The sequence below is a fragment of the Acinetobacter sp. ANC 4169 genome, assembly GCF_002135355.1.
GTDB lineage: Bacteria > Pseudomonadota > Gammaproteobacteria > Pseudomonadales > Moraxellaceae > Acinetobacter.
On record NZ_NEGE01000001.1, the window covers coordinates 137,882 to 162,947 of the forward strand.

At 41.4% G+C, this 25,066-nt stretch carries 18 protein-coding genes; 17 read left to right on the plus strand and 1 reads right to left on the minus strand.

Features of this window, described 5'->3' with window-relative positions:
• Window positions 1-251: 251 nt before the first annotated feature.
• The 8 genes from B9T26_RS00720 to purD all read left to right on the plus strand — a co-directional run bounded on the left by B9T26_RS00720 (window position 252) and on the right by purD (window position 8,525).
• Window positions 252-737 carry a hypothetical protein gene (locus tag B9T26_RS00720; protein ID WP_086197905.1) on the plus strand — a complete coding sequence of 162 codons (486 nt, stop codon included), beginning with the start codon at window positions 252-254 and terminating at the stop codon, window positions 735-737.
• A 137-nt stretch (window positions 738-874) separates the two neighbouring features.
• A complete protein-coding gene (locus B9T26_RS00725) occupies window positions 875-1,765 on the plus strand; it encodes a bile acid:sodium symporter family protein (RefSeq protein ID WP_086197906.1) in 891 nt (296 codons plus the stop codon).
• 206 nt (window positions 1,766-1,971) lie between these two features.
• Window positions 1,972-2,850, plus strand: coding sequence for a bile acid:sodium symporter family protein (locus tag B9T26_RS00730; protein WP_086197907.1), 879 nt, complete (start codon window positions 1,972-1,974; stop codon window positions 2,848-2,850).
• Window positions 2,851-2,982: 132 nt separating this feature from the next.
• Entirely contained in the window at window positions 2,983-3,900 is a 918-nt protein-coding gene (gene prmA, locus B9T26_RS00735) for a 50S ribosomal protein L11 methyltransferase (protein ID WP_086197908.1), read from the plus strand.
• 3 nt (window positions 3,901-3,903) lie between these two features.
• Window positions 3,904-4,779, plus strand: coding sequence for a DUF3426 domain-containing protein (locus B9T26_RS00740; RefSeq protein WP_086197909.1), 876 nt, complete (start codon window positions 3,904-3,906; stop codon window positions 4,777-4,779).
• Window positions 4,780-5,171: 392 nt separating this feature from the next.
• Complete coding sequence (gene fis / locus B9T26_RS00745) at window positions 5,172-5,441, plus strand: DNA-binding transcriptional regulator Fis (protein ID WP_001086304.1); 270 nt, start codon at window positions 5,172-5,174, stop codon at window positions 5,439-5,441.
• Between the two features lie 95 nt (window positions 5,442-5,536).
• A complete protein-coding gene (gene purH / locus B9T26_RS00750; protein WP_086197910.1) occupies window positions 5,537-7,111 on the plus strand; it encodes a bifunctional phosphoribosylaminoimidazolecarboxamide formyltransferase/IMP cyclohydrolase in 1,575 nt (524 codons plus the stop codon).
• A gap of 130 nt (window positions 7,112-7,241) precedes the next feature.
• Window positions 7,242-8,525, plus strand: a complete 1,284-nt coding sequence (purD, locus tag B9T26_RS00755; RefSeq protein WP_086197911.1) for a phosphoribosylamine--glycine ligase — start codon at window positions 7,242-7,244, stop codon at window positions 8,523-8,525.
• Window positions 8,526-8,763: 238 nt separating this feature from the next.
• Here the strand turns inward: purD and yddG are convergent, their stop codons facing one another.
• Entirely contained in the window at window positions 8,764-9,648 is an 885-nt protein-coding gene (gene yddG / locus B9T26_RS00760) for an aromatic amino acid DMT transporter YddG (protein ID WP_086197912.1), read from the minus strand.
• Window positions 9,649-10,538: 890 nt separating this feature from the next.
• Between yddG and B9T26_RS00765 the strand changes: the two genes are divergently transcribed.
• The 9 genes from B9T26_RS00765 to mutS all read left to right on the plus strand — a co-directional run bounded on the left by B9T26_RS00765 (window position 10,539) and on the right by mutS (window position 25,042).
• Window positions 10,539-11,411, plus strand: coding sequence for a MetQ/NlpA family ABC transporter substrate-binding protein (locus tag B9T26_RS00765; protein WP_086197913.1), 873 nt, complete (start codon window positions 10,539-10,541; stop codon window positions 11,409-11,411).
• 72 nt (window positions 11,412-11,483) lie between these two features.
• Entirely contained in the window at window positions 11,484-12,509 is a 1,026-nt protein-coding gene (locus B9T26_RS00770; RefSeq protein WP_086197914.1) for a methionine ABC transporter ATP-binding protein, read from the plus strand.
• Window positions 12,506-13,201 carry a methionine ABC transporter permease gene (locus tag B9T26_RS00775; protein WP_086197915.1) on the plus strand — a complete coding sequence of 232 codons (696 nt, stop codon included), beginning with the start codon at window positions 12,506-12,508 and terminating at the stop codon, window positions 13,199-13,201. Before B9T26_RS00770 ends, B9T26_RS00775 begins: the two co-directional genes overlap by 4 nt.
• Before the next feature lie 361 nt (window positions 13,202-13,562).
• Window positions 13,563-17,132, plus strand: coding sequence for a DNA polymerase III subunit alpha (dnaE, locus tag B9T26_RS00780; protein WP_086197916.1), 3,570 nt, complete (start codon window positions 13,563-13,565; stop codon window positions 17,130-17,132).
• 33 nt (window positions 17,133-17,165) lie between these two features.
• On the plus strand, window positions 17,166-18,023 hold the full coding sequence (locus B9T26_RS00785; protein ID WP_086197917.1) for an RNA methyltransferase: 858 nt from the start codon (window positions 17,166-17,168) through the stop codon (window positions 18,021-18,023).
• Complete coding sequence (gene cysE / locus B9T26_RS00790) at window positions 18,016-18,825, plus strand: serine O-acetyltransferase (protein WP_086197918.1); 810 nt, start codon at window positions 18,016-18,018, stop codon at window positions 18,823-18,825. Before B9T26_RS00785 ends, cysE begins: the two co-directional genes overlap by 8 nt.
• A 110-nt stretch (window positions 18,826-18,935) precedes the next feature.
• On the plus strand, window positions 18,936-19,850 hold the full coding sequence (locus tag B9T26_RS00795) for an ABUW_2363 family tetratricopeptide repeat lipoprotein (protein WP_086198034.1): 915 nt from the start codon (window positions 18,936-18,938) through the stop codon (window positions 19,848-19,850).
• Between the two features lie 131 nt (window positions 19,851-19,981).
• Window positions 19,982-21,991, plus strand: coding sequence for a lipase family alpha/beta hydrolase (locus B9T26_RS00800; protein ID WP_086197919.1), 2,010 nt, complete (start codon window positions 19,982-19,984; stop codon window positions 21,989-21,991).
• Between the two features lie 399 nt (window positions 21,992-22,390).
• Window positions 22,391-25,042 carry a DNA mismatch repair protein MutS gene (mutS, locus tag B9T26_RS00805; RefSeq protein ID WP_086197920.1) on the plus strand — a complete coding sequence of 884 codons (2,652 nt, stop codon included), beginning with the start codon at window positions 22,391-22,393 and terminating at the stop codon, window positions 25,040-25,042.
• The last annotated feature ends 24 nt before the right edge of the window (window positions 25,043-25,066 follow it).

Consider the following 25,066-nt stretch of genomic DNA (forward strand, 5'->3'; position numbering starts at 1 on the left):
GGTTTGAGAGATAAAAAATGATGACGGAGTATTATATCAAAACTGAGCAAAATAAGTTGACAAAATGAGTCGAATTTCTCACCGAGGAATGAATTGATTTTCACCCTGCTAATGTTGCAATGTAATTTTGCTTTTCAGACCTACTATAGAAATGAAACATTTAATCTTCAATATTTACTTGATTAGCATTGTTTTAATTTGATTATTTTTTAAGCTAAACAGGTGGTACATTACAAACAAAGGTATCAAAGATGAATAAGAATATTTTCCTCTCTTCAATGCTCTGTGGTTTATGTTTTGCCTCATTTGCAGCTTCGGTCAATGCCAAGTCTGACTCGAATTACAATGCGCAAAAGTACCAGCAGGTCTGTAAAGGTAAATCTCAGGGAACGCCAGTCACTTTTGCCTACCGTGCTGTAATCTGGAATGGTACGTGTGAAACCCAATTTTTCCCTTCTTCAAAAAATGCTTCAATTAGAGGAGATGAACCCGAACTTTACTCCACATGTAGTAATGGAGATAACAAAGCAACAACAGCAACCATTAATGGTAGCGAAATGAAAGGTAAATGTGCTTTAGGCTATATGCCACCTCGTCCTTCTCAATCACAAATGCAAATGCAACAATCTCAACCACAGATGCAGTCACAACCGCAAATGCAACCTCAGATGCAATCACAACCTGAAATGCAGACTCAGCCTCAAATGCAGTCACAACCTGAGATGCAACCGCAGTAATCTCCATAAAAAGTTAATTTAATTCAAATTATTAACGGGTAAAATACTTGAATTTTACCCGTTTCATATATTGCTTATTTAAAAATCTTGTTTAAACTCTAAGGATATCAAAAGATAAAAACAAAAAAGGATATTCCATGGATTCAGGACTTTTTACCCTTTTTTTACCTCTTATCCTTGCCTTCATGATGGTGGGCTTAGGACTTGAACTTACAGTTAAAGATTTTCTGCGTATCCGGCGTCACCCCAAAGCTATTTTTTTAGCTTTATTTTCACAACAAGTCATTTTGGTGGGCGTTGCATTTTTTATTTGTATTTTATTTAAGCCATCTCCACTTTTAGCTATTGGCTTAATGTTGCTTGCTGCTTCTCCTGGTGGCCCTACAGCAAATTTGATTAGCTATATTTTTAAGGGAGATGTGGCCTTAAACCTTACCCTTACAGCCCTTAATTCCATTATTTGCACCTTTACCCTGCCTTTTATTGTCAATTTATCCATGCATTATTTTTTAGGCGAGTCGCAAAGCTTTGCCATGCCTATTGAAAAAATCACTCAGGTCTTTTTAATTATTTTTGTTCCGGTTTGTTTAGGTATGCTGATTCGTTCATATACTCCAAAAACCGCATTACAACTCAATAAACCTATGCGATTTTTTTCAGTCATCTTTTTAATTTCGATTTTCTTGTATGCGCTCTATAAAGAAAGGTTTCATCTCACTGAATATTTTTCCGAGATTGGCATTGCCATGGCATTGTTCTGCCTCATCAGTTTTTTAGTGGGTTATCTGGTTCCCCATTTAGCAGGAATTTCCGATAGGCAGGCACGGGCATGCACCTTTGAAGTCGGGATTCACAATACAGGTTTTGCGCTGACTATTGCACTTTCCGTGCTATCGAATACTACAATTGCCATTCCGGCAGGAATTTATACTATTTTTATGTATGTGTTTGCCTTTGCATTTGGTTATATCCTGAACAAAAACCCCCAACTACTCAATAAAGGCAATGCACACACTTTAAATAGTTAAAATACATCTGCCCTGTTGAAAAATGCTTCAATAGAGCATATTGCAGCCCCCTATAAAAAATAGACTCAATCCATACATTTGTGTAAAGCAGGAGCAGTAGCCTGCATTGCATATTTGTTCATACATCTATTCAATCAGGATAGTTGCATAGAAAAAATCAGTACAAAACTTAACTCAACAAGAATAAATAAAAAAGGAGATTTCACATGGATTCAGGAATCATTACCATTTTACTGCCTTTAGCACTGGCTATTATTATGGTGGGCTTGGGACTGGAGCTAAGCCCCAAAGACTTTGCCCGAGTCAGCAAACATCCTAAAGCCGTTTTAATTGCGCTATTTTGTCAACTGGTTGTTTTGGTCAGTATTGCATTTGTTATCTGTAAGGTTTTGGCGCTTCCACCATTACTTGCGGTAGGATTAATGCTGCTTGCAGCTTCACCTGGTGGCAGCACAGCCAACTTGTTTAGCTATCTGTTCAAGGGTGATATTGCACTGAATATTACCCTAACTGCAATCAATTCTGTCATTGCTGCTTTTACGCTGCCTTTAATTGCCAACTTTGCCATCCAGCATTTTATCGATGACGGACAACAAATTAGCTTACAGTTCAGCAAGATATTACAAGTCTTTGCCATTATTATTATCCCGGTCTGCATAGGCATGCTGATTCGACACTATGCCCCACAGTTCACAGAAAAGTTAAATAAACCGCTACGTATATTCGCGGTTATATTTTTAATACTGATTATTATTGGCGCAATTGTGAGTGAACGTCAGAATATTGCCGAGTACTTGACTCAAGTGGGGGCAGCTACAGCACTGTTCTGTATGTTTAGCCTGTGTATCGGCTATTTCGTGCCTCGGCTACTCGGTATTCCTAGTGCCCAGGCGCGTGCCTGTGCTTTTGAAATTGGCATCCACAACAGCACCTTGGCTATGACCATTGCACTTACCGTTATGGCTAACTCCACCATCGCCATGCCAGCTGCGGTATATTCTATTTTTATGTATATCTTTGCCGCGCTATTTGGCATGCTTTTGAATAAATTCGCAGCTCATCCAGCGACCGCTATCTCTACCTGATTCAACTTCCATAAAAAAGGACGTCCATGTACGTCCTTTTCTTTTTCAGGATAGTTTTTATCAATATATAGTTGTTTCAGCCTGAGTTCCGTTACAATGGCATCTTTATAAAGACAAATTTAGGTTATCTCCGTGAAGTGGTTACAAATTCATATTACTGTTGAGCAGGCTCAAGTCGATTTCACTGAAACACTATTAAGTTCATTAGGTGCAGTGAGCGTAACTTTAGATGATGCTGAAAATCAGGACTTGCTTGAACCACTTCCAGGTGAAACTCCACTGTGGAACAAAGTCATTGTGACCGGCATCTATGCCCAGGAAGATGACGAAGAAATTGATATTGATGCGCTAATTACCTTTATTACTGCTCAAATGCCTGAAGCACCAGTACGTTATGAATTTCTTGAAGATCAGGAATGGGAACGTACCTGGATGGATGCCTATGAACCGATCCAGATTGCCGATAAATACTGGATCGTGCCTGAATGGATGGAAGCTCCTGAACCAGATGCAGTCAATATCAAGCTTGATCCAGGTCTGGCTTTTGGTACCGGCAACCACGCAAGTACCTTTCTTTGCCTGCAATGGTTAGGTAAGACTGATGTGAAAGATAAAATTGTGATCGATTATGGCTGCGGTTCAGGCATTTTGGGCGTGGCTGCTTTATTGTTAGGTGCTAAAAAAGTCTATGCGACTGATATTGATCCTCAAGCTGTTTTAGCGACCCAACAAAATGCTGAATTGAATGGTGTACTGGAGAACCTGTTCGTAGGTTTACCGGATGAGTTCAATGAAGAACTTAAAAATCAAAAAGCCGATGTGTTTGTTGCCAACATTCTTGCAGGCCCGTTAATGACCCTTGCGCCTGAATTCGCAACTTTGGTTAAATCTGAGGGAGAGTTCGCACTTGCCGGCATATTAGAAGAGCAAGTTGCTGATATTTCTAGTGTTTATTCTGAATTTTTTGATATACTGCAAGTCGAAAAACGTGAAGAACATTGGTGTCGAATTTCGGGTAAACGCCAAAACACCCCTACAAATCTTGAATAGACTATGAGCGAAAAACAAACCTCCTGCCCTAACTGTTTGACCAAGTACAACGTCTCTGTGGCTCAACTTACAGTTGCTCGGGGCATGGTTTGTTGCGCAAAATGCTCGACCAATTTTAATGCATTGAACCATCTTGTAGTAGAGAAAGAAAATACTTCCTCTACTCCCTCTACAAGTTCTTCGTTAAATCTCAAGCAAGAAACACACTCATCCAGTGAATTGTCTCCAGATCAGTTCATTAGCGATCCACACGCAGAACAACATTTATTGGACATTTTCGTCCGTAAAGTTGAAAACTCGAATATTGATTTAAAAACCTATCTCAATAACTTAAATTATTTTAGTACTGAACCTATTGGTAATTACCCTGCACTCAATTGGTCAGAAAAAGCCGAACAAGAGAAAAAACATGGTGCTTTGCACTATGTTTTATGGGGAACGGTTAACTTATGCTTAATCAGTTTACTTATTTTGCAGTTTTTTTGGTTTAATCCGAAAATTTTAAATAATAGCCCGGCATTTAGTGCTTTATTGAATAGTGTTTGCCAGACTGTTAGCTGTTCATTTATGGAACAGAATTATCATCTGATTTCCACCAACAAGCTAAAGATTAAACAAATTTCCAAACAACAAACCCAGTTCACAGGCGAACTGATTAACTACCATACCCAAAGTTTGGCGCTTCCTATTATTAGGGTAAATTTGAAAGAGAATGGTCAAACCATATCTACTTATTCCTTTATGCCTTCTGAATATTTGATTAGCAGCCTGAAAGGGATACAACGAATTCCCCAGAATAGTCCTTTTAAATTCAAATTTAGTGTTCCAGTGGCGCGTAAAAGCTTTGACACTTATAGTTTAGAAATAATTCGTCCGTAAAATTGAAAAAAACTATAAAAAAATACAAAAAAATGTAAAAAAAATGCAGTTTTCTTGCTCACTTTTTCTTAGACAATGCTATGATACGCGCCACGAAAGCTTTGTGCTGCAAACTCCTCGAAAATTTTCACAACAAAATCGTCTAGCCAAAATGCGCTTTATTTAATATTGCGTATAGAGCAGATTTTTTTGTTTTGATTTTGGTTGGTAACAAATATTAATCTATTGTTACGCTTAAATTTCGATCAAAAACGTCGAGTTGTGGCAAGCTAAATGATCAAGTTTTAGAGCTCTAATTTTAGGATCTAAAACTAGAGCTCATTGAATTTTTTATAGACCACTTTTATATATCTCTTTACCCAAGTGATATTTGATTTTTCGGATTAATTCGCATGAATAGCAAATCTCCTATTTTTACTGCACAATCTGATGTCGCTCTTCGTATTCACGTAGATCGCGCAGTTCGTCACTACTTTGCACAATTGCAAGGCGAGCAACCTTCTCAGGTGTATGACATGGTGCTGGCAGAAATGGAGAAGCCTTTATTATCTGTCGTTTTAGAATATACGCGTGGTAATCAGACACGCGCTGCCGAGATTCTCGGACTAAACCGTGGTACTTTACGTAAAAAGTTGAAAGCTCACGGTTTAATGAGTGAATAAATGATAAAATGCTTGCGGCTTCCGCAGGCATTTTTTTTAACCTGCATTTTGCTAATTTGTTTTAATCTGTTCCTTTGAAAACTGTGACGAAGATCATGACTATTAAACGCGCTTTAATCTCTGTTTCTGACAAGACTGGTATTGTTGAGTTTGCACAAGACCTTGCTGCTCTTGGGGTAGAAATTTTATCTACTGGTGGTACTTACAAGTTGTTAAAAGACAACAATGTTGCCGTAGTTGAAGTTTCAGAGCACACTGGTTTCCCAGAGATGATGGACGGCCGTGTAAAAACGCTACATCCGAAAATTCATGGTGGTATTCTGGCTCGTCGTGGTCTAGACGAAGCTGTGATGGCAGAACACAACATCGATGCAATTGATTTGGTTGTAGTAAACCTTTATCCGTTTGCTGCGACTGTTGCAAAACCAAACTGTTCACTTGCTGATGCAATCGAAAATATCGACATCGGTGGTCCAACAATGGTTCGTGCTGCTGCGAAAAACCATGCTTCTGTAGGTATTGTCGTTAATGCTTCTGACTATGCAACTGTTGTAGCCGAGCTTAAAGCTGAAGGCGCTTTATCTCATGCAACCCGTTTTGACTTGGCAGTGAAAGCTTTTGAACATACAGCTCAATACGACGGCATGATTGCTTCTTACCTTGGCGCTCGCGTTGGTAAAGAAGAAGGTCAAGCAGACAAATTTGCGCGTACTTTCAATACACAATTGAATAAAGCACAAGATCTTCGTTATGGTGAAAACCCGCATCAATCAGCTGCTTTCTATGTAGAGTCAACTGCAACAGAAGCTTCTGTTTCAACTGCCAAACAGTTACAAGGTAAAGAATTATCTTATAACAACATTGCAGATACAGATGCAGCACTTGAATGTGTTAAATCATTTGCTAAACCTGCATGTGTGATTGTAAAACACGCAAACCCATGTGGCGTTGCAGTATCTCTAGACGGCATTCAAGCTGCTTATGACCTTGCTTATGCAACTGACCCTGAATCTGCATTCGGTGGCATCATTGCATTTAACCGTGAATTAGACGTGGCAACTGCACAAGCGATTGTAGACCGTCAATTTGTTGAAGTAATCATTGCACCAAGTATTGCTGATGGCGTACTTGAAGTGACTGGCGCGAAGAAAAACGTACGCGTACTGGTATGTGGTGAGCTTCCTGCAATTGATGCACGCCAATCGCAACTTGACTACAAACGCGTAAACGGTGGTTTACTGGTTCAAGATCAAGACTTAGGCATGATCACTAAAGATGACCTTAAAGTTGTGACTAAACGCGCACCGACTGAAGCTGAAATCGACGATATGATTTTTGCCTGGAAAGTTGCGAAATACGTTAAATCTAACGCAATTGTATATGCGAAAGGCCGTCAAACTATTGGTGTGGGCGCAGGTCAAATGAGCCGCGTAAACTCTGCTCGTATTGCAGCAATCAAAGCTGAACATGCCGGACTCGTAGTTGAAGGTGCGGTAATGGCATCTGACGCATTCTTCCCATTCCGTGATGGTATTGATAACGCTGCAAAAGCCGGTATCAAATGTATTATCCAGCCGGGCGGTTCTATGCGTGATGAAGAAACAATTGCAGCTGCTGACGAAGCTGGCATTGCAATGGTCTTCACTGGCATGCGTCACTTCCGTCACTAAGTGATTGGATATTAATGTAATGACAAAGTCATCTACATTTAGACAAATAGATTTCTAATCTTGCATAAAGTCCTCTCCTATTTTTAGGCTGAGGACTTTATGTCATTTTCGATTCATGGAGTATGAACCGATGAATATTTTAGTTTTGGGTAATGGCGGTCGTGAACATGCATTGGCATGGAAAATCGCACAAGATAACAAAGTCGCAAAAGTATTTGTAGCACCAGGCAATGCAGGTACTGCAACAGAAAATAAATGTGAAAATGTTGCCTTAAATATTTTAGACAATGCTGCAATTATTGACTTTGCAAAAAATAATGCCGTTGATTTAATTATTGTTGGTCCTGAAGCGCCACTAGTAAACGGTGTAGTCGATGCTTGCCGCGCAGCTGATGTTAAAGTTTGGGGTCCAACCCAGTTCGCTGCACAGCTTGAGGGATCAAAAGCCTTCGCCAAGCACTTCCTTAAACGTCACAACATTCCAACCGCATTCTACGATGTATTTACCGAAGTCGATGCAGCAAAAGCATTTGTTGAAAAAAATGGCGCGCCAATCGTCATCAAGGCCGATGGTCTTGCTGCCGGTAAAGGCGTGATTGTTGCCATGACCAATCAAGAAGCATTCGATGCCATTGATGACATGCTGGCGGGCAACAAATTTGGTGATGCCGGTTCACGTGTAGTCATCGAAGAATTCCTTGCCGGTGAAGAAGCATCTTTCATTTGCATGATTGATGGTGACAACATCCTGCCGATGGCAACTTCACAAGATCACAAACGTATTTTTGAAGGTGATCAGGGACCTAACACAGGCGGCATGGGTGCATACTCTCCTGCTCCAGTTGTGACTGCGAATGTATTCGAAAAAACCATGAATGAAGTCATGCGTCCAACTGTTGAAGGCATGAAAAAAGATGGTCATGTTTATACAGGTTTCTTGTATGCCGGCTTGATGATTGATGAACAAGGCCAGCCTAAAGTAATCGAGTTCAACTGCCGTTTTGGCGATCCTGAAACCCAGCCAATCATGATGCGTTTAAAATCATCTCTAGTGGATTTGGTTGAAGCTGGTATTGCAGGTAACTTGCCAGCAGAAGCTGAATGGGACGAGCGCAAAACCGTCGGTATTGTACTTGCATCTAAAGGTTACCCAGAAACTTCTAGCAATGGTGATGTAATTTCAGGTTTAGACACTGAAATGACCGATGCTAAAGTATTCCATGCAGGTACAAAAACCAATGCGAATGGTGAAATTGTGACTGCTGGCGGTCGTGTTCTTTGTGTTACAGCTTTAGGTAACACGATTGGCGAAGCTCAAGCAAAAGCATTAGAACTATGTAAAAAAGTGACTTTTGACGGCGTTCAATACCGTAAAGATATTGGTTATCGTGCAATTGCGCGTGAAAATGCTTAATTCTTTTAAAGAATAGATTAAGCCTAAAAAGCCCACATTTTTGTGGGCTTTTTTAATACCTTAGATTCTCAGATGAAGTGCTATAGAAATTAATTTAAGTATGATTTCAAGAAATTGATATTTCACATCAAAATTCTATTCAGCTAAACATCCTCCTTCAAATAAATCTTAAGCACATGTTTTTAAATAACTAAAAAATCATTTCGCATAAGGTGTAGTATGCTAATTTCAGGAATACTTAAGATTTAGGTTTTGTTGCAATCCAGCACAGTAAAGAACCCAAACATACTATTAAAGCGCCTTTCCAAAAACCTAATGTTAAATGTGTACTTAAAACCAATGCTGAAACTAATGCTGAAAATACAGGTATGAAGTAGGAGGCTGTAGCCAATATAGTCACATTCCCATGCATAATTCCCACATTCCATGCCCCATAGCCAATACCCATAGCAAATGCGGCTAATACCAAGTAAATGATTGAATCTAATTCAAAATGAGGGGAGATATCGCCTGATAGAATCCATTTTATCCATAAAACAATAGACACCAGAATAAAGAATAATGTAATCCCATTTTTACCATTGGCAGCTCGTGCAGTTAGCGTACAATATGCAGCCCAGAGAAAAACACCTAATAAAGCTAGACCATAACTAAATGGATTATCTTTAATATTAGACATCATATCCTTAAAGCTAAATCCGTCATCCCCGCCAAGCACCAAACAAATTCCTATAATTGATAAGCACACGCCAGGAATAATTAAGAAATTAGCTTTCTGTTTATTAAATATAATCGAGAACAGGATAGTTACTGTAGGCCACAAATAATTAACCATACCTATCTCTATGGCTTGTTTACTATTTGTTGAATAACCGATCGACAAAGAAAGACAAATTTCATAAGACACAAAGAGAATACTGCCCCCAATTAGGTATTTAGAGGGGAAACCTTTCAGATTAGTCCAACCGAATGAAATTAGAAGAAAAATTGAGGCTAGTGAATATATTAAGGCGGCCCCACCAATTGGTCCAAAATAATGACTGACTTCTTTGATTAAAGCGACAATTAAGCTCCACAAAAAAATGGCAGTAAGACCAATCAATGTAGCTTTTTTTGAGTTCATTTCTCTTATTCATGAATATAGGTGGGAGATATATTAAATAAAAGACTATAAAAATATGATTTTTTATTTGATTTTTTCTATTTAGCATACTAGTGCCTACACGAAATACACTCAATAAAACCTTCATTTTTCATACATTTAAATATTTTTACCATCCTGAAAAACAGTAAAAAATCGACCTGGAAACAAGTTGCTTTTTGATGAGCATTTTTGGCACTTATCGCTAATAACAGCTAATAGCTTTGTTTAAAAAAATCATTTTAAGTTTTCGCTGATTTTTCAAAGTATTTATTTCCTGAATAATTCACAAACTCTTTGAAACAATATTTCGTATAAAAACGTGCTTCCCCTCCTACCTCTATTATTTTTCATTAACCAATTCACTCTGTTCTTTTTATTCCGAATTTAAGCAACAAGACTTCCTAACCTGAAGAAATAATCTTAAAAATATGAAATCACTACTTATCCATTTTTTAGCTTTGTATTTTCAAAAAATTTATATAGAAACAAAATTCTTTTAATTATCAATTTTCTTCATTTTAATAAACTTAATTTATTGTTTTATGAGTTAATTTATTAAAACCTTAATCTTTGTTATGAAAAATCAAGCTAAGTATAAGATTTATAATCACTATTATGCATAACAAAAAATTGCTATGATTATGCAAATTTAAAGATAACCTGAAAGATTAAAGCTGCTTAGAATACAGCGACTTGCTATTCACGGCTTTGCATTGATTAGGTTATGCAAATGATATCTGATTGCATTGAATTTCAGGTCATTTTAAAGTCATCTGCATCAATCAGTTTATCTGATTCAAGCTTGATTTAATCTCTCCAATGACATATTCGTAAATTTATCGCCAAATTAAATTTACTAGGACATATACATGAAAAAGCTCCTTGGTCTTGTTTTAGGTCTTTCAGTTGGCTTGTCTGGCTGTGGTAAACAAGAAGCACCTGCAAATGACGCAGCTCAAAATAAAGATTCTGCCGAAGTTCAAACAGTAACCATGGCCTCTACAGGTTCGGATGCTGAAATCTGGCGTTACATTGCGACACTTCCAGAAACAAAAGCTGCAGGCATTAAACTTGAAGTGAAAAACTTCACCGATTATGTGTCTATGAACACAGCTGTAGCCAATAAAGAAATTGATGTAAACGCATTTCAGTCTTATGCCTACCTGGTTGCTTTCAACGAATCCAATAAAGACAAGATTGCTCCGCTTTCTACCACTTACCTGGAACCAATGGGTATTTACTCAAGTAAAGTGAAGAAACTGGATGAATTCAAGACCGGCGCAACCATTGCCATTCCTAACGATGGTGCCAATGAATCACGTGCATTATTGTTACTTCAATCTGCCGGTTTGGTAAAATTAAAACCTAATTTTGACAATGTGAAAGGTACACCTTCCGATATCGTTGAAAACAATAAAAAAATTGTGATCAAACCGATTCAAATGGCAACTGCTGTACGTGTTAAAGACGAAGTAGATGCAATTGTCTTGGGTAATACCCTGGCAATGGAAGGTGGCTTAAATGTACTGAAAGACTCTATTTATTATGAGCCAGTAGACCAAAGCACCAAGATGAATGTCAACATTCTTGCTGTTGCAGCAGATCGTCAAAATGACCCTGTACTGAAAAAAGTGGGTGCGCTTTACCACACAGAAGCAGTAAACAAATATGTTCAGGAAAAATTTGGTGGTACTAAAGTTGACGTAAATAAACCGATTAGCTATCTCACTGAAGCAAAATAGTAATATAATTGGTTCATCTAAACAGGCAAAGTTTCTTTGCCTGTTTTTCTTTTATAGATAGTTTTTGACCATATGATTGAATTTAAAAATATTTCAAAACACTATCAGCTTAAAGGTCAAACAATTCGCGCCCTGGATCAAATTAATTTACAGATTCCAGATGGCAGTATTTTTGGCATTATTGGCTATAGTGGTGCGGGTAAAAGTACCTTAATCCGCCTGATTAATTTGCTCGAACGACCAAATGATGGTCAAGTCATCATTAATCAAAAAGATTTTACCGCATTAGATGCACGTTCATTACGTCAGGAACGTGCCAACATTGGTATGATCTTTCAGCATTTTAATTTGTTGCAGAGCAAAACTGTAGCAGCCAATATCGAAATGCCAATGAAATTGTTGGGCTGGAGCAAAGCCGATCGTGAAAAGCGTTTGGCAGAATTGCTCGAGTTTATTGATCTTAAGCATAAAAAAGATGCTTATCCGGATGAACTGTCTGGCGGTCAAAAACAGCGTGTCGGTATTGCCCGTGCCCTCGCCAATCATCCTAAAATTTTACTCTGCGATGAAGCGACTTCGGCACTGGATCCGCAAACTACCAAGTCTGTTTTAGATTTGCTTAAAAAGATTAATAAAGAACAAGGCATTACCATTGTCATGGTGACCCATGAAATGGACGTGATTGAATCTGTTTGTGATTATGTCGCGGTAATGGAACAAGGTCAGGTGATCGAAACGGGTTCGACGCTGGAAATTTTCAGTCAGCCACAACATCCTACCACCAGGAATTTTATTCAAACCGTATTGCAACAACAGTTACCGGTGAACATTTTAAATAGCCTGGAAAACAAAAATCACAACAGCATTTATAGCCTGCAATTTTTGGGTACTTCTGCGCAAGAAACCGTGGTACAAGCAGCCATTAAACAGTTTGATATCAGCTTGAATATATTGTTTGCCAATATGACTGAAATTAACGGTTCAGTGATTGGACAAATGTTTGTCCAGCTTCTAGGTGAACCTGCTGTAATTGAACAGACTGTTGCGTTTTTCCAGCAAAATGGTGTCAAGGTTGAGCAATCTGGAGTCAGCACATGAGAGATTTAATTGTTCAATGGCTGACAGAAATCACGGCGCCTTACTGGAAAAGTTCGCTGTCGATTGATCAATTTGTGACAGCATTGCAAGAAACCTTTCATATGGTGTTTTTTGCCATGCTGTTTGGTTGTATCTGGGGCTTTATCCAGGCCATCATTTTATTGGTGACCCGTCCGGCAGGCATTCTGCCAAACCGGGTGATTTATCATGGCTTAAACCCGGTTGTAAATGCGCTGCGTTCCTTGCCCTTTATTATCCTGCTGATTGCCTTTATTCCACTGACCAAATTGCTGGTGGGGACATCGATTGGTACATGGGCAGCAATTGTGCCGCTGACCATTTATATTGGTCCTTATATGGGCCGATTGATTGAAACTTCATTGCTTGAAGTGAATGAAGGCATTATCGAATCGGCACAAGCCATGGGTGCTTCGCCACTGCAAATTATTTTCAAGTTTATTTTGCCTGAAGCACGCAGTTCACTGATTTTAAACCTGACCACTGCCACCATCAGCCTGATTGGTGCCACTGCAATGGCGGGTGCGGTCGGTGCCGGTGGTATTGGTGACCTTGCCATTTCCTATGGTTATCAGCGTTTTGATACCAGTGTGGTGATTTTGACCGTGATTGTACTGTTATTGCTGGTGCAATTTGTACAAACCTTTGGTGAATGGCTGTCACGATTAAGATAAAAATAAACTTAAGCCCTCTTCGGAGGGTTTTATTTTAGCTAATAAATAAAAGATTTGAAATTTACGGATTTTTCTAGAAAGCTTCCTATAGAATCCATCTCGTCATTAGCTATACAGAATGGCGACATGGATGTCGCCCGTTGGCTTGTGATATAGGGATCTATCATCAAGCCAACAAAAGATTTTTGTTACTTTTGATCTTTCAAAAGTAAAAGACCATATCTCCCAACTTATACCCAAATGATCAGTTCAAAAAATCAAATCCAAACTTGACCTAAAAGTTAGCCATTTCCCCACAATTTCAAACTGAAACAATAAATCCCGTGCTAAACTATCCAGTGGTTTTTGCAGGGACTCATTTATGCACTTTGTTCATCTTGGTATTCATACAGAATTTTCAATTACAGAATCGATCGTACGTATACCTGACTTAGTCAAAGCTGCAGCAAATGAAGAGATGCCTGCCCTCGCATTAACAGATTTATCCAATCTGCATGCCGCAGTAAAATTTTATAAAAAATGTCTCGATAAAGGCATTAAACCCATTTTAGGTTCAGAAATCCGCCTGAATGATGCTGAACATCGCGTGACATTGTTGTCCATGACCAATAAAGGCTGGCGCAGTCTGACCGAACTGGTTTCTGAAGGTTTTATTTCAGGTCAGCAACTCGATATTCCTTGTGTGCAAAAAGACTGGATTTTAGATCAGCATCAAGACCTGATTGTGCTATTGGGCATGCAATCTGATGTCGGCAAAATGCTGATCACATCAAATCCAGATAAGGCTGAACCCCTTCTTCAGGAATGGATTGAAAAATTTGGCAATCGGGTTTATTTGGCTTTGACTCGCACCAACCGCCCTGATGAAGATGCCTTTATCGAAGAAGCCGTCAAACTTGCAAAAAAATACAATATTGGCGTGGTTGCACATAATGATGTGCACTTTGTTACACGTGATGATTTTGAAGCCCACGAAGCACGGGTCTGTATTGCTGATGGTTATGTATTAGGGGATAACCGCCGTCCTAAAACCTATAGCCCTGAACAGTACTTTAAAACCGCTGTGGAAATGACTGAACTATTTTCAGATATTCCGACAGCCATTGAAAATACCTACCACATTGCCAAGCGTTGTAATGTGACTTTACGCTTAGGCTTTAATGACTTGCCGGATTACCCGATTCCGGAAGGCCATACCATTGATACCTATTTTGCCCATTTGTCCGAAGAAGGTCTGGAAGAACGACTTAACTTTCTTTATCCACCTGAAAAGCGCGATGAAGACTGGCCAGAAATTCGTAAACCCTATGACGAACGTTTAGCCTTTGAAGTGAAGATTATTCTCGACATGGGTTTCCCAGGTTACTTCCTGATCGTGATGGACTTCATTCAATGGTCAAAAGGTAACGGCGTACCTGTGGGTCCGGGTCGTGGTTCGGGTGCAGGTTCACTGGTGGCCTATAGCTTAAAGATTACCGATCTTGATCCCCTGCGTTATGACCTGCTGTTCGAACGTTTCTTGAACCCGGAACGTGTGTCGATGCCCGACTTTGACGTCGATTTCTGTATTGCCGGTCGTGACCGTGTGATCGAATATGTGGCTCGTACTTATGGTCACGATGCGGTATCGCAAATTGCAACCTTCGGTACCATGGCTGCTAAAGGTGCAATCCGTGACGTTGCACGTGTCCTGGGTAAATCCTATGGTTTGGCTGACCGTATTTCTAAAATGATTCCAACCAAGCCATTAGGTTTGAGTCTGGAAGAATCGATAGAAGCCGAGCCACAACTGAAAGATATTGTCACCAATCCATCCAATCCTGACAACGATGATGCCGCTGAAATTTGGGAAATGGCCCTGAAACTTGAAGGCATTACCCGTAATACCGGTAAACATGCCGGTGGTGTGGTTATTGCACCAACTAAGCTGACCGACTATTCAGCAGTCATGTGTGATGCCGATGGTACAGGACGTGTAGCACAGTTCGATAAAGACGACGTTGAATCGGCCGGTCTGGTCAAATTCGACTTCTTGGGCCTGCGTAACCTGACCGTAATTGAAGATGCGATTCAGCACATCAATGCACGTGCTGATATCAAAGATCCGGTGAATATTTCTTATATTCCGCTGGATGATAAAGCGGCTTATGATATTTTCGCATCTGCTAATACCACTGCGGTATTCCAGTTTGAATCCGTGGGCATGAAAAAAATGCTCAAGGAAGCGCGCCCAAGTAAGTTTGAAGAAATTATCGCGTTCGTATCCTTGTACCGACCGGGTCCAATGGATCTTATTCCTGACTTTATCCATCGTATGCATGGCGGTGAGTTTGAATATTTACATCCACTGTTAGAAGGTGTACTAGAGCCAACTTACGGCATTATGGTGTATCAGGAACAGGTTATGCAGGCTGCGCAGTTCTGTGCGGGTTATAGCCTCGGCGGTGCGGATTTACTGCGCCGTGCCATGGGTAAGAAAAAACCTGAAGAAATGGTCAAACAACGCCAAATCTTTATTAAGGGTGCTGCTGAAAAAGATATTGACGAAGCGACTGCCAACCATATCTTCGACTATATGGAAAAATTCGCCGGCTATGGTTTTAACAAATCACATGCCGCGGCCTATGCCCTGGTTGCCTATCAAACCGCCTGGTTAAAAGCGCATTATCCGGCTGAATTTATGGCAGCGGTCATGACTTCAGAAATGCAGAATACCGACAACGTGGTGTTCCTGATTGATGACTGTCGTCATAACAATCTGGAAGTGCTTCCACCTTCGGTGAACATGTCGATCTATCAATTCCATGCCAGTAGCGAAAAAACCATTGTCTATGGTTTGGGTGCGATCAAAGGCGTGGGTGAAGCGGCAATGCAGTCGGTCATTGAATCGCGTGTCAGTGACGGCCCATATAAAGACTTATTTGACTTCTGCCACCGGGTCGATTTAAAGAAAATCAATAAACGCACCCTCGAAGCGCTGATTCGTGCAGGTGCTATGGATTGTTTGGGGATTGAACGTGCAGATTTAATGGCACAGCTCCCTGAAGCGGTACAAGCAGCTGAACAGGCACGCTCGAACCGTGAAACCGGTATTATGGACCTGTTTGGTGAAGTTGAAGAAGTTCAACGCAAACCATCAAAACCGGTGAAACCGTGGTCTGATGAAGTCCGCCTCAAAGGTGAAAAAGATACTTTAGGCCTGTATTTAACTGGCCACCCGATTGATGTGTATCGTCCGGAACTCAAATCTTTTATTCCGGTCCGCATTAATGAACTCACCCCGACCCGTCGTGGCGTGACCACCGTATTTGCCGGTCTGGTGGTGGATATTGCCAACTTCCCGAACCGCATGATGGTGACTCTGGATGATGGTACGGCACGGATTGAAGTGTCAGCCAACCATGAACGGTTCCAGCGTTTTAAAGACATTATTCAAAATGAAAAAGTAGTAGTGATTGAAGGCGAAATTTATGAGCGCGAAGGTTTTGACCGTCCTATGGGACGCTTGACCAAAGCCTTTAGCCTGAATGAAATCCGTCAAAAACGTGCCAACAGCATTCAGATCAAGCTGAACCCGGAACATCTTACTGCTTCACTAAGTCAGGATTTACGCAAGATTTTAACGCCATTCTGCAATGTCGACATGTGTAATCATATCCCGATGCAATTACAGATTGATTATGCTTATGCTTCAGCAGACATCCATTTAGGCTTGAACTGGAATGTGGCGCCTTTGGATGAACTGCTAGCGAAATTGCGTGACTATTTTGGCAAAGACGTGATTCACATTGAATATCAGGTTAAATCCAAAGCAGCGAAAGCCGTCAGTTACGAGCAGGCCAAGCCTGCCAATGTCCCGCCGCCTCCAGCCAATGTGAGCATGGATGATGCGATGGACATGTATCAGGCTGAAGCCAGTCAATATTCTTAATTTTTAAATCTTTAAATTCAAATCGGACACATTATGAGTCAAGTTGACAATGCTGTGGTTTCCGCACATCTCTCCCATGTGCGTATTGTCATGGTCAATACTACCTTACCCGCCAATATTGGTAGCGCATTACGTGCAATGAAAACCATGGGCCTATCCAAGCTGGTACTGGTTGAACCTAAAACCTATCCGCATCCGGATATTGATGCCTTGGCCGCAGGTGCAGCAGATCTGATTGAACAGATTGAAATTGTACCGACTTTAGAAGAAGCGATTAAAGATTGCCATCTGGTCTTTGGAACCAGTGCGCGTAGCCGTACCATTCCCTGGCCTTTACTGGATGCCCGACCTGCTGCGGAAAAATCATTGCAGGCAGTGGTACAAGACAAACAGGAAATTGCGGTGATTTTTGGCCGTGAAGACCGCGGCTTGACCAATGAAGAACTGGCAATGGCCAATTATCACGTCACCATTCCAGTGAACAGTGATTACGGCGTACTCAATGTTGCGCAAGCCATTCAAGTGATTTGCTATGAAATGCGTATGGCAGCGATGGCGTTGACTGAGCAGAAGGAAGATCCTAAAGCAACTATGCACGTGACTGACAGTATCGACATGCAATGGGACGAACCCCTGGTCACCCATGCGCAAATGGAACAGTTTTACCCGCATATTGAAAAAATGCTGGCCGAAATTGAATTTTTGGACCCGAAAAACCCACGATTATTGCCTTTACGCTTGCGCCGATTATTTGGACGTATACAATTAGATCGTATGGAATATCATTTACTTCGTGGCATATTCAGCCGTGTACAGGCGTTAAATAACGGTACATGGAAAAAATCTACAAACAAAACAACCGATTCTTCAGAGGATCAATCTAATGCTTAAGCAGCTCAAAGAAGATATACAAGCTGTATTCGCGCGCGATCCTGCAGCTCGAAACACTTTAGAAGTTCTTACCACTTATCCTGGCATACACGCACTGATTATGCACCGTGTTGCTCATGAACTTTGGCAAAAAGAGTGTAAAGGCTCGGCTCGCCTGCTGTCTTCTTTTAGCCGCTTTGCCACAGGCATTGAAATTCACCCGGGTGCGAAAATTGGCCGCCGCTTTTTTATCGATCATGGCATGGGTGTAGTCATTGGTGAAACTGCCGAAATTGGTGATGATGTCACCCTGTATCACGGCGTAACGCTTGGTGGCACCACATGGAATAAAGGCAAGCGCCATCCGACTTTGGAAGATGGCGTAGTCGTAGGTGCTGGAGCAAAAATCCTTGGCCCATTTACCGTCGGTAAAAATGCCAAAGTCGGTTCCAATGCCGTAGTGACCAAGGCAGTTCCCCCCAATACCACAGCCGTAGGCAATCCAGCACGTTTTATTACCAAAGACCAGCCTAAAGATGCAGAAGAAGCGCGTCGTCGTGATTATGCAGAAAGTATTGGTTTCCAGCCTTATGCAGCAACACCGGATCAGTCCGACCCGATTCTGGATGGCATGCGTATTTTATTGGATCGTATCCAACTGAATGAAAAACGCATGAATACTTTATGCCAGCGTTTATCTTTGCTTGATCCGACTTTTAAAAAGCAGCAGCAAAATGAACAGCCCTTCAGTGTTGAAGAACTTAAAATCATTGAAGATGTGCGCCGCGAATGTGAAGCACAAAGCAGTCAATCTAAAGCTTAACCAGCTGATCTGAATCTTAACAAGCGCTTACTTGTATGTTCCTGAGCATTTTTTTAGACTGAGGAACATACCGAATGACCAATTTAAAATTAAATGAATGGATGATCTATATGACTCTTAAGCCTTTGGCATGTACCTTAATTGCTGTTTCTTTACTTTCGGCGTGTAGCTCGACACCAACAAAAGATAAAAATTCGAATTCCCCTATTGTTTTCACTGAACCTGAATTGACCGCTCCGTTCTATGCATTGAATCCATTTAACTATGATGCGCCTCCTCCATTTGAAATTGCATTACAAAAAGCTGCTGCACAGCCTGTAACAAAAATGGAAGTGAACTCACCAAGTGATCCGTCGAAAAAAGTAACCCTTGATGTCAACAAGCTGATCATTCCAACAGTAAACAGCAATCAACGTAATGTAAAATATGCGGTTATTGCCGGTGATAATGAATTTGATGTGACTGAAATTGATGACTTCTTGCAGTTGGTCGAAGGCAAGGCACGCCATTACCCGCCTCGTTTCACTGAGCGTCAGGAGCGTAAAGGCTTTGAAGCCAAACTCAAACAAGTGACTCAGCAGCTGGATACCTTGGCTTCTAAAGACAATGCCTCTTTTGATGTGTTGATTCGTGCATTTAAAGCCAGCGTGATGGCCCGTAACCTGGACTTGGGTTCAGTCTATACCACCAAATCTTTAACCTATGCACAGCGTATTTTAAGAATCAACACCGATGACGCCGAAGCAAACTTCTGGTTTGGTTTTGGTTTATCTGAAGGTGGTGGTCAACGTGAAGCCATTCCTTATTTAGATAAAGCCATGAAAGCGGGTGTGCAGGAAGCTTATCTGTGTGCGGCAAATAACTACATTGCCATGGAACAAAAGAAAAATGCGATTCAGGTGCTGAAAAATTACAAAGTGAAATATCCGCAGGAAGCTGAAGTGGCTGACCGTTTAATCACTGAAATTGAGAAGCAAGGTCGCTGGAATGTATGGCAAGTGCTGAATCCAGCTAAAGCCCCATAATTTTTAACGCTTAAATGAGCATTTCAAATAGGCCGTTCAGTACGGCCTATTTTTTATGTGCATGAATTGAAAATTAGAAGAATTATCGTATGATAAGGAAAAATTCAAACAATACTTAGTTGACAATCTTTATGCCAAAACAAATATATAAAGTTTTATTTGCTTCGCTGCTGAGTAGTTACCTGCTTACAGGTTGTCAAATTGTCAGTGTTAAAAACCAGGCCATCAATGTCTCGATTGCCAATGAACGTGACAGCATTTTAACCCGCAATAAATTGAGTGAAGCCAGCTTAAATGTACTGTCTATGACCGGTCGTGAAGCTAAAATTTGTTCCGACCAGCCCGACCAGTGTATTCAGGAACTGCAACAAATTCCGCAAATTCAAGATGAACAACTGCTCTCTACAGCAAGTGAAATCTATTTAGCCAAAGCCTTAACGTTCGAAAAATCAACCGATTGCAAAGTCGGCATATTAAGCAGCACCCGTTCTGAAGAAAAACAAAAACTGCAGCAAGACACCTATGAGCAATGTTTGGACCAGCAACTGTATATGCTGGATCGAAGCATTCGCTATAGCTATGCCTATATGTTTAAAACCAAACGCGAACCCCAAGGCCGTATTTTTGATAACCGGCAGGTCCAGATTCGTGACTTTTATAATTTGGCCTTGGCCAAACTGGTTTCAGCTTATGGCTTACGCTACAAACCCACGACTGTAGAACCGCAAATTAAAGTCGGTAAAAGCATTTACAGTATTAACTTCGATTATTACCCACAATTAAAAGATCAAAAAATTGAACAATTGCTTTCCAGTTATAATCTGAATTTTTCAGGCTTACGCTCCATTAACCGGCGCGATGGTTTTGGCTCTGAATTTGTTTTAGTTTTACCGCAAGTCAAAGAGGATATCGGTGAATCTAAACATCCCTATATTATCGACCCGATAAATTTTAGTTACAAAAATGGCATTAATCCAAATATTCATCAAGCGCGCTATTTGGCAGCTACACTGACTGCACAGCCTAAATCGGCAACCAATGTCAAAGATATTTTAAATAATGCAGAGTTTGAACTTAAAGCCTTTGACCCTTATAAATATGAACAGGTCAATGTAGGCGGCAAAAACTACCCGCTGGCTGCCAACTTCTCTACCCCCTATGGTTTATGGCTGGCGCAAAACAATCTGGGCAAAGCAGCATATTTGACCCTGATCGATCGCGATGAACATCTCACCATGCCGCATTTATACATGCTTGAACCGTATAACCCGAATAAAAAAGTGATTGTACTGGTGCATGGTCTGGCCAGCAGCCCGGAAGCCTGGATTCGTCTGACCAACGATATTATGGGGGATACGGTACTGCGGGAAAACTTCCAGGTCTGGCAGGTGTTTTATTCTACCAATATGCCGATTATTGAAAGCCGCTTTCAGATTTATGCCCTGCTCACTCAAGCCTTTGCCCAGGTCGATGCCAAAGCTACAGCCAAAAAAGACGCTGTATTGGTAGGGCATAGTATGGGTGGCATTATTGCCCGTCTTTTGGTCAGTGATGCCGATACCACCAAAAAAGCATTATCGATGATGAATAATCGGCAATTAAATAAATATCAAAAATTACCTATTGTTTCACAGCGTTTGGTGATGAAAGATATTCCTAATTTCTCTCGCGCCATTTTCCTCGCAAGCCCCCACAAAGGAACCGATTACGCCGATCGCTGGTTTACCAGGGCAGCGCGTAAAATCATCCGCATTCCTGGCGCATTTCTCTCTGCAATTAGCGATAGCATACAAAGTCAGGATCTGGATTTTAAAGACTTGTTGCAGCAGATTGATCATGGTCTGATCCAAAACGGCCCCAGTGATTTAAGTCATCAATCGAAATTTATGGAACTCACCAAAGATATTCAACCCCGTAAAGGCCTGGTGTTCCACTCCATTATCGGCAATGCGACGACAAGCGATGATCCCAATATCATTACTGATGATGTGGTGCCCTATAGAAGCGCGCATTTAGATGGTGCTGCTTCGGAAAAAATCATCAAGGGTGGACATTCGATTCAGGAAACGCCAGAAGCGGTTTTAGAACTGCGTCGAATATTACGCCTGCATCTGACCCAATTGGGCCTGCATCAACCTTAATGTCCATTGAAACCTCAATAAAAGATCGACCGGCAAAGTCATGAAAAGTGAACTTTGCCGGTCAATCGGCTCAGAATGAGCAGATTGAATCGTTACAACCCATCTTTGCTTCACGCTAAAACATTCCCACTTTGCTTTTGCATCACAGCAGAGCTGCTGTTTTTCTATTTTTTACCCATTTACTGCAAAGCATTTTTCGCAATTCATGCAAATTTGATAAGATGTCTGGGCAGATGAGACTCAGTTTTTTTCTAGATCGGGTTGGCTTGAAAATGACAACAATAGCAGTGCCAAAGTCTAGGATTTAACTGGCAGAGATTTATGCATAAATTTGAAATTGGTGAGACAGCCAAGTTTTAACGATTTAAATGTATTCAAATATTTAAGGATTTTACCTCAATGAGTTACCCGGAAATCATGGCTGATTTTTCCAATTTAACGCCTATGATGCAGCAGTACATGAGCGTCAAAATGCAGCATCCACATTCACTGATGTTTTATCGCATGGGTGACTTCTATGAACTGTTTTTTGACGATGCCCACAAAGCAGCCAAATTATTGGGGATTACCTTAACGCATCGTGGCAAGGCCAATGGTGATCCAATTCCCATGGCAGGCGTTCCCTATCATGCAGCCGAAGGCTATTTGGCCCGTCTGGTCAAAAAAGGCGAAACCGTAGTCATTTGTGAACAGCTGGGTGAGGGCGAGAGCGCAGGCACTCGCGGAAAGGCACCTATGGAACGCGGTGTAGTCCGTATCATCACTCCGGGCACCCTGACCGATGATGCACTGTTGAACAGTTATCAATCTTCCAATCTGGTTGCACTGTGCCTACAGCAAGGCCAGATTGGCATTGCACTGCTGGATTTAAGTGCGGGTATTTTCAAAGTCCAGCAACAGGAGTTCCAGCACGAGCAGCTGGCGATTGAGCTTTCACGCTTAATGCCAAGTGAAATTGTGGTCGATGAAGATATTGTTGACCCCAATATTATCGAGCAAATTAAAAAGCAGCTCGACTGCCCTGTGACCCGCCGTCCTAATGTCGATTTCAACCTGAACAATGCACAAAAAACCTTATGTGACCAGTTTGCGGTAGCTACCCTTTCCGGTTTTGGTATTGATCATTTACCGCTTGCCAAAGCCGCGGCAGCAGCATTGATTCATTATGCTAAAGAAACCCAGAAGACTGCACTGCCACATATCCGTTCCATTCAACTGGAACAAAGCAGTGACTTTATTGCTTTAGATCCGGTCACACGCCGTAATCTGGAACTGGTAGAACCATTGTTTGAGCATGGCACCTCTTTATTCCAGCTCATTAATGACTGCCAGACCGCAATGGGTGGCCGTCTGCTCAGCCGTACCCTGATGCAGCCTTTACGCGACACCAAAATACTGGATGCCCGTCTGGATGCCATTGCCGCCATGCTGAATGGCTATCATGAGTCTCCTGTTCGTCTGGTCCTGAAAGAAATTAGTGATATTGAGCGTGTATTGAGTCGGGTGGCTTTGGGCAGTGCACGTCCACGTGATCTGGTACAGCTACGTCAAGCCTGTGCCCAGATTCCCCTACTACGCCATGCAATTCAGCCGATGACTCAGGCCAAACACTCTACTCTTATTCAACAACTGACGGATGAACTCGGTGATTTTCATGGTCTGCATCAACGCCTGATGTCTGCCATTGTTGAAAATCCGCCGGTTTTATTGCGTGATGGTAATGTCATTGCAGAAGGTTTCGATACCGAACTGGATGAGCTGCGCAAAATCCGTGATCATGCCGGACAGTTCCTGATTGATCTGGAAACTCAAGAACGTACCAACACCGGCATTTCAACCCTGAAAATTGGCTATAACCGTGTCAGTGGCTACTATATAGAGCTGACCCGTGCTCAGGCGGAGCAGGCACCGGATCATTATATCCGTCGCCAGACTTTAAAAAATACTGAACGCTATATCACCCCAGAACTAAAATCTTTTGAAGATAAAGTGCTGTCGAGCGAATCACGTGCCCTGACGCGTGAAAAAATGCTGTTTGAAATGCTGCTGGATGAATTACGTCAAGACATCGGCAATTTACAAATGATGAGCAGCGCGATTGCACAGATTGACCTAGTGGCCAATTTTGCCCATCAGGCCCGTTTGCGTAACTGGTCACGTCCAGAATACAGCCCTGAAATTGGGGTCAAAATTGTTGCCGGCCGACATCCTGTGGTTGAAGCCTTAAGCAAGACAGCCTTTACTCCGAATGACACCACTTTAGATTACAACCACCGTATGGCCATTGTGACCGGGCCGAATATGGGCGGTAAATCGACCTTTATGCGCCAAACCGCATTGATCAGTCTACTCGCCTACTGTGGTGCTTACGTACCGGCCAAATCGGCAGTATTAGGCCCAATTGATCGCGTCTTTACTCGTATTGGTTCAGCAGATGACTTATCTACCGGCAAATCGACCTTTATGGTGGAAATGACCGAAACTTCACAGATTCTACATCATGCCACCAACCAGTCCTTGGTGTTGATGGATGAAGTCGGACGCGGTACCAGTACTTACGATGGTCTATCTTTGGCTTGGGCCTGTGTGATTGACCTGAGCAAGCGCATTAAATGCCTGTGCTTATTTGCCACCCATTATTTTGAACTCACCGAACTGGGTAAAGAGTCAGGCATTGATAACTACCATGTCACGGCCAAAGAACTGAACGGTAATTTAATTTTGCTGCACAAGGTTCAGCATGGTCCTGCCAGTCAAAGTCATGGCTTGCAGGTGGCCAAACTGGCCGGTATTCCAGCCAGCGTGATTAAAGAGGCGCAAAACCGGTTGAAGATTTTGGAAAAGCAGCAACATCAGCAACTCAATAAAGCCGTACAAAATGATTTATTTAGTGTGGTTGATGAACCTGCTATTGAAATCATTGAACGTGTAGTGGAAATTGAAAAAGATGTACCTGCACTGAATCTGTTAAGATCGCTAGATGTAGACAGCCTTTCTCCTCGGGAAGCCTTGCAACAGATTTATGCATTAAAAGATGCATTAGAAAGCTAATCAAAATCTGCACCAAAAAAGACT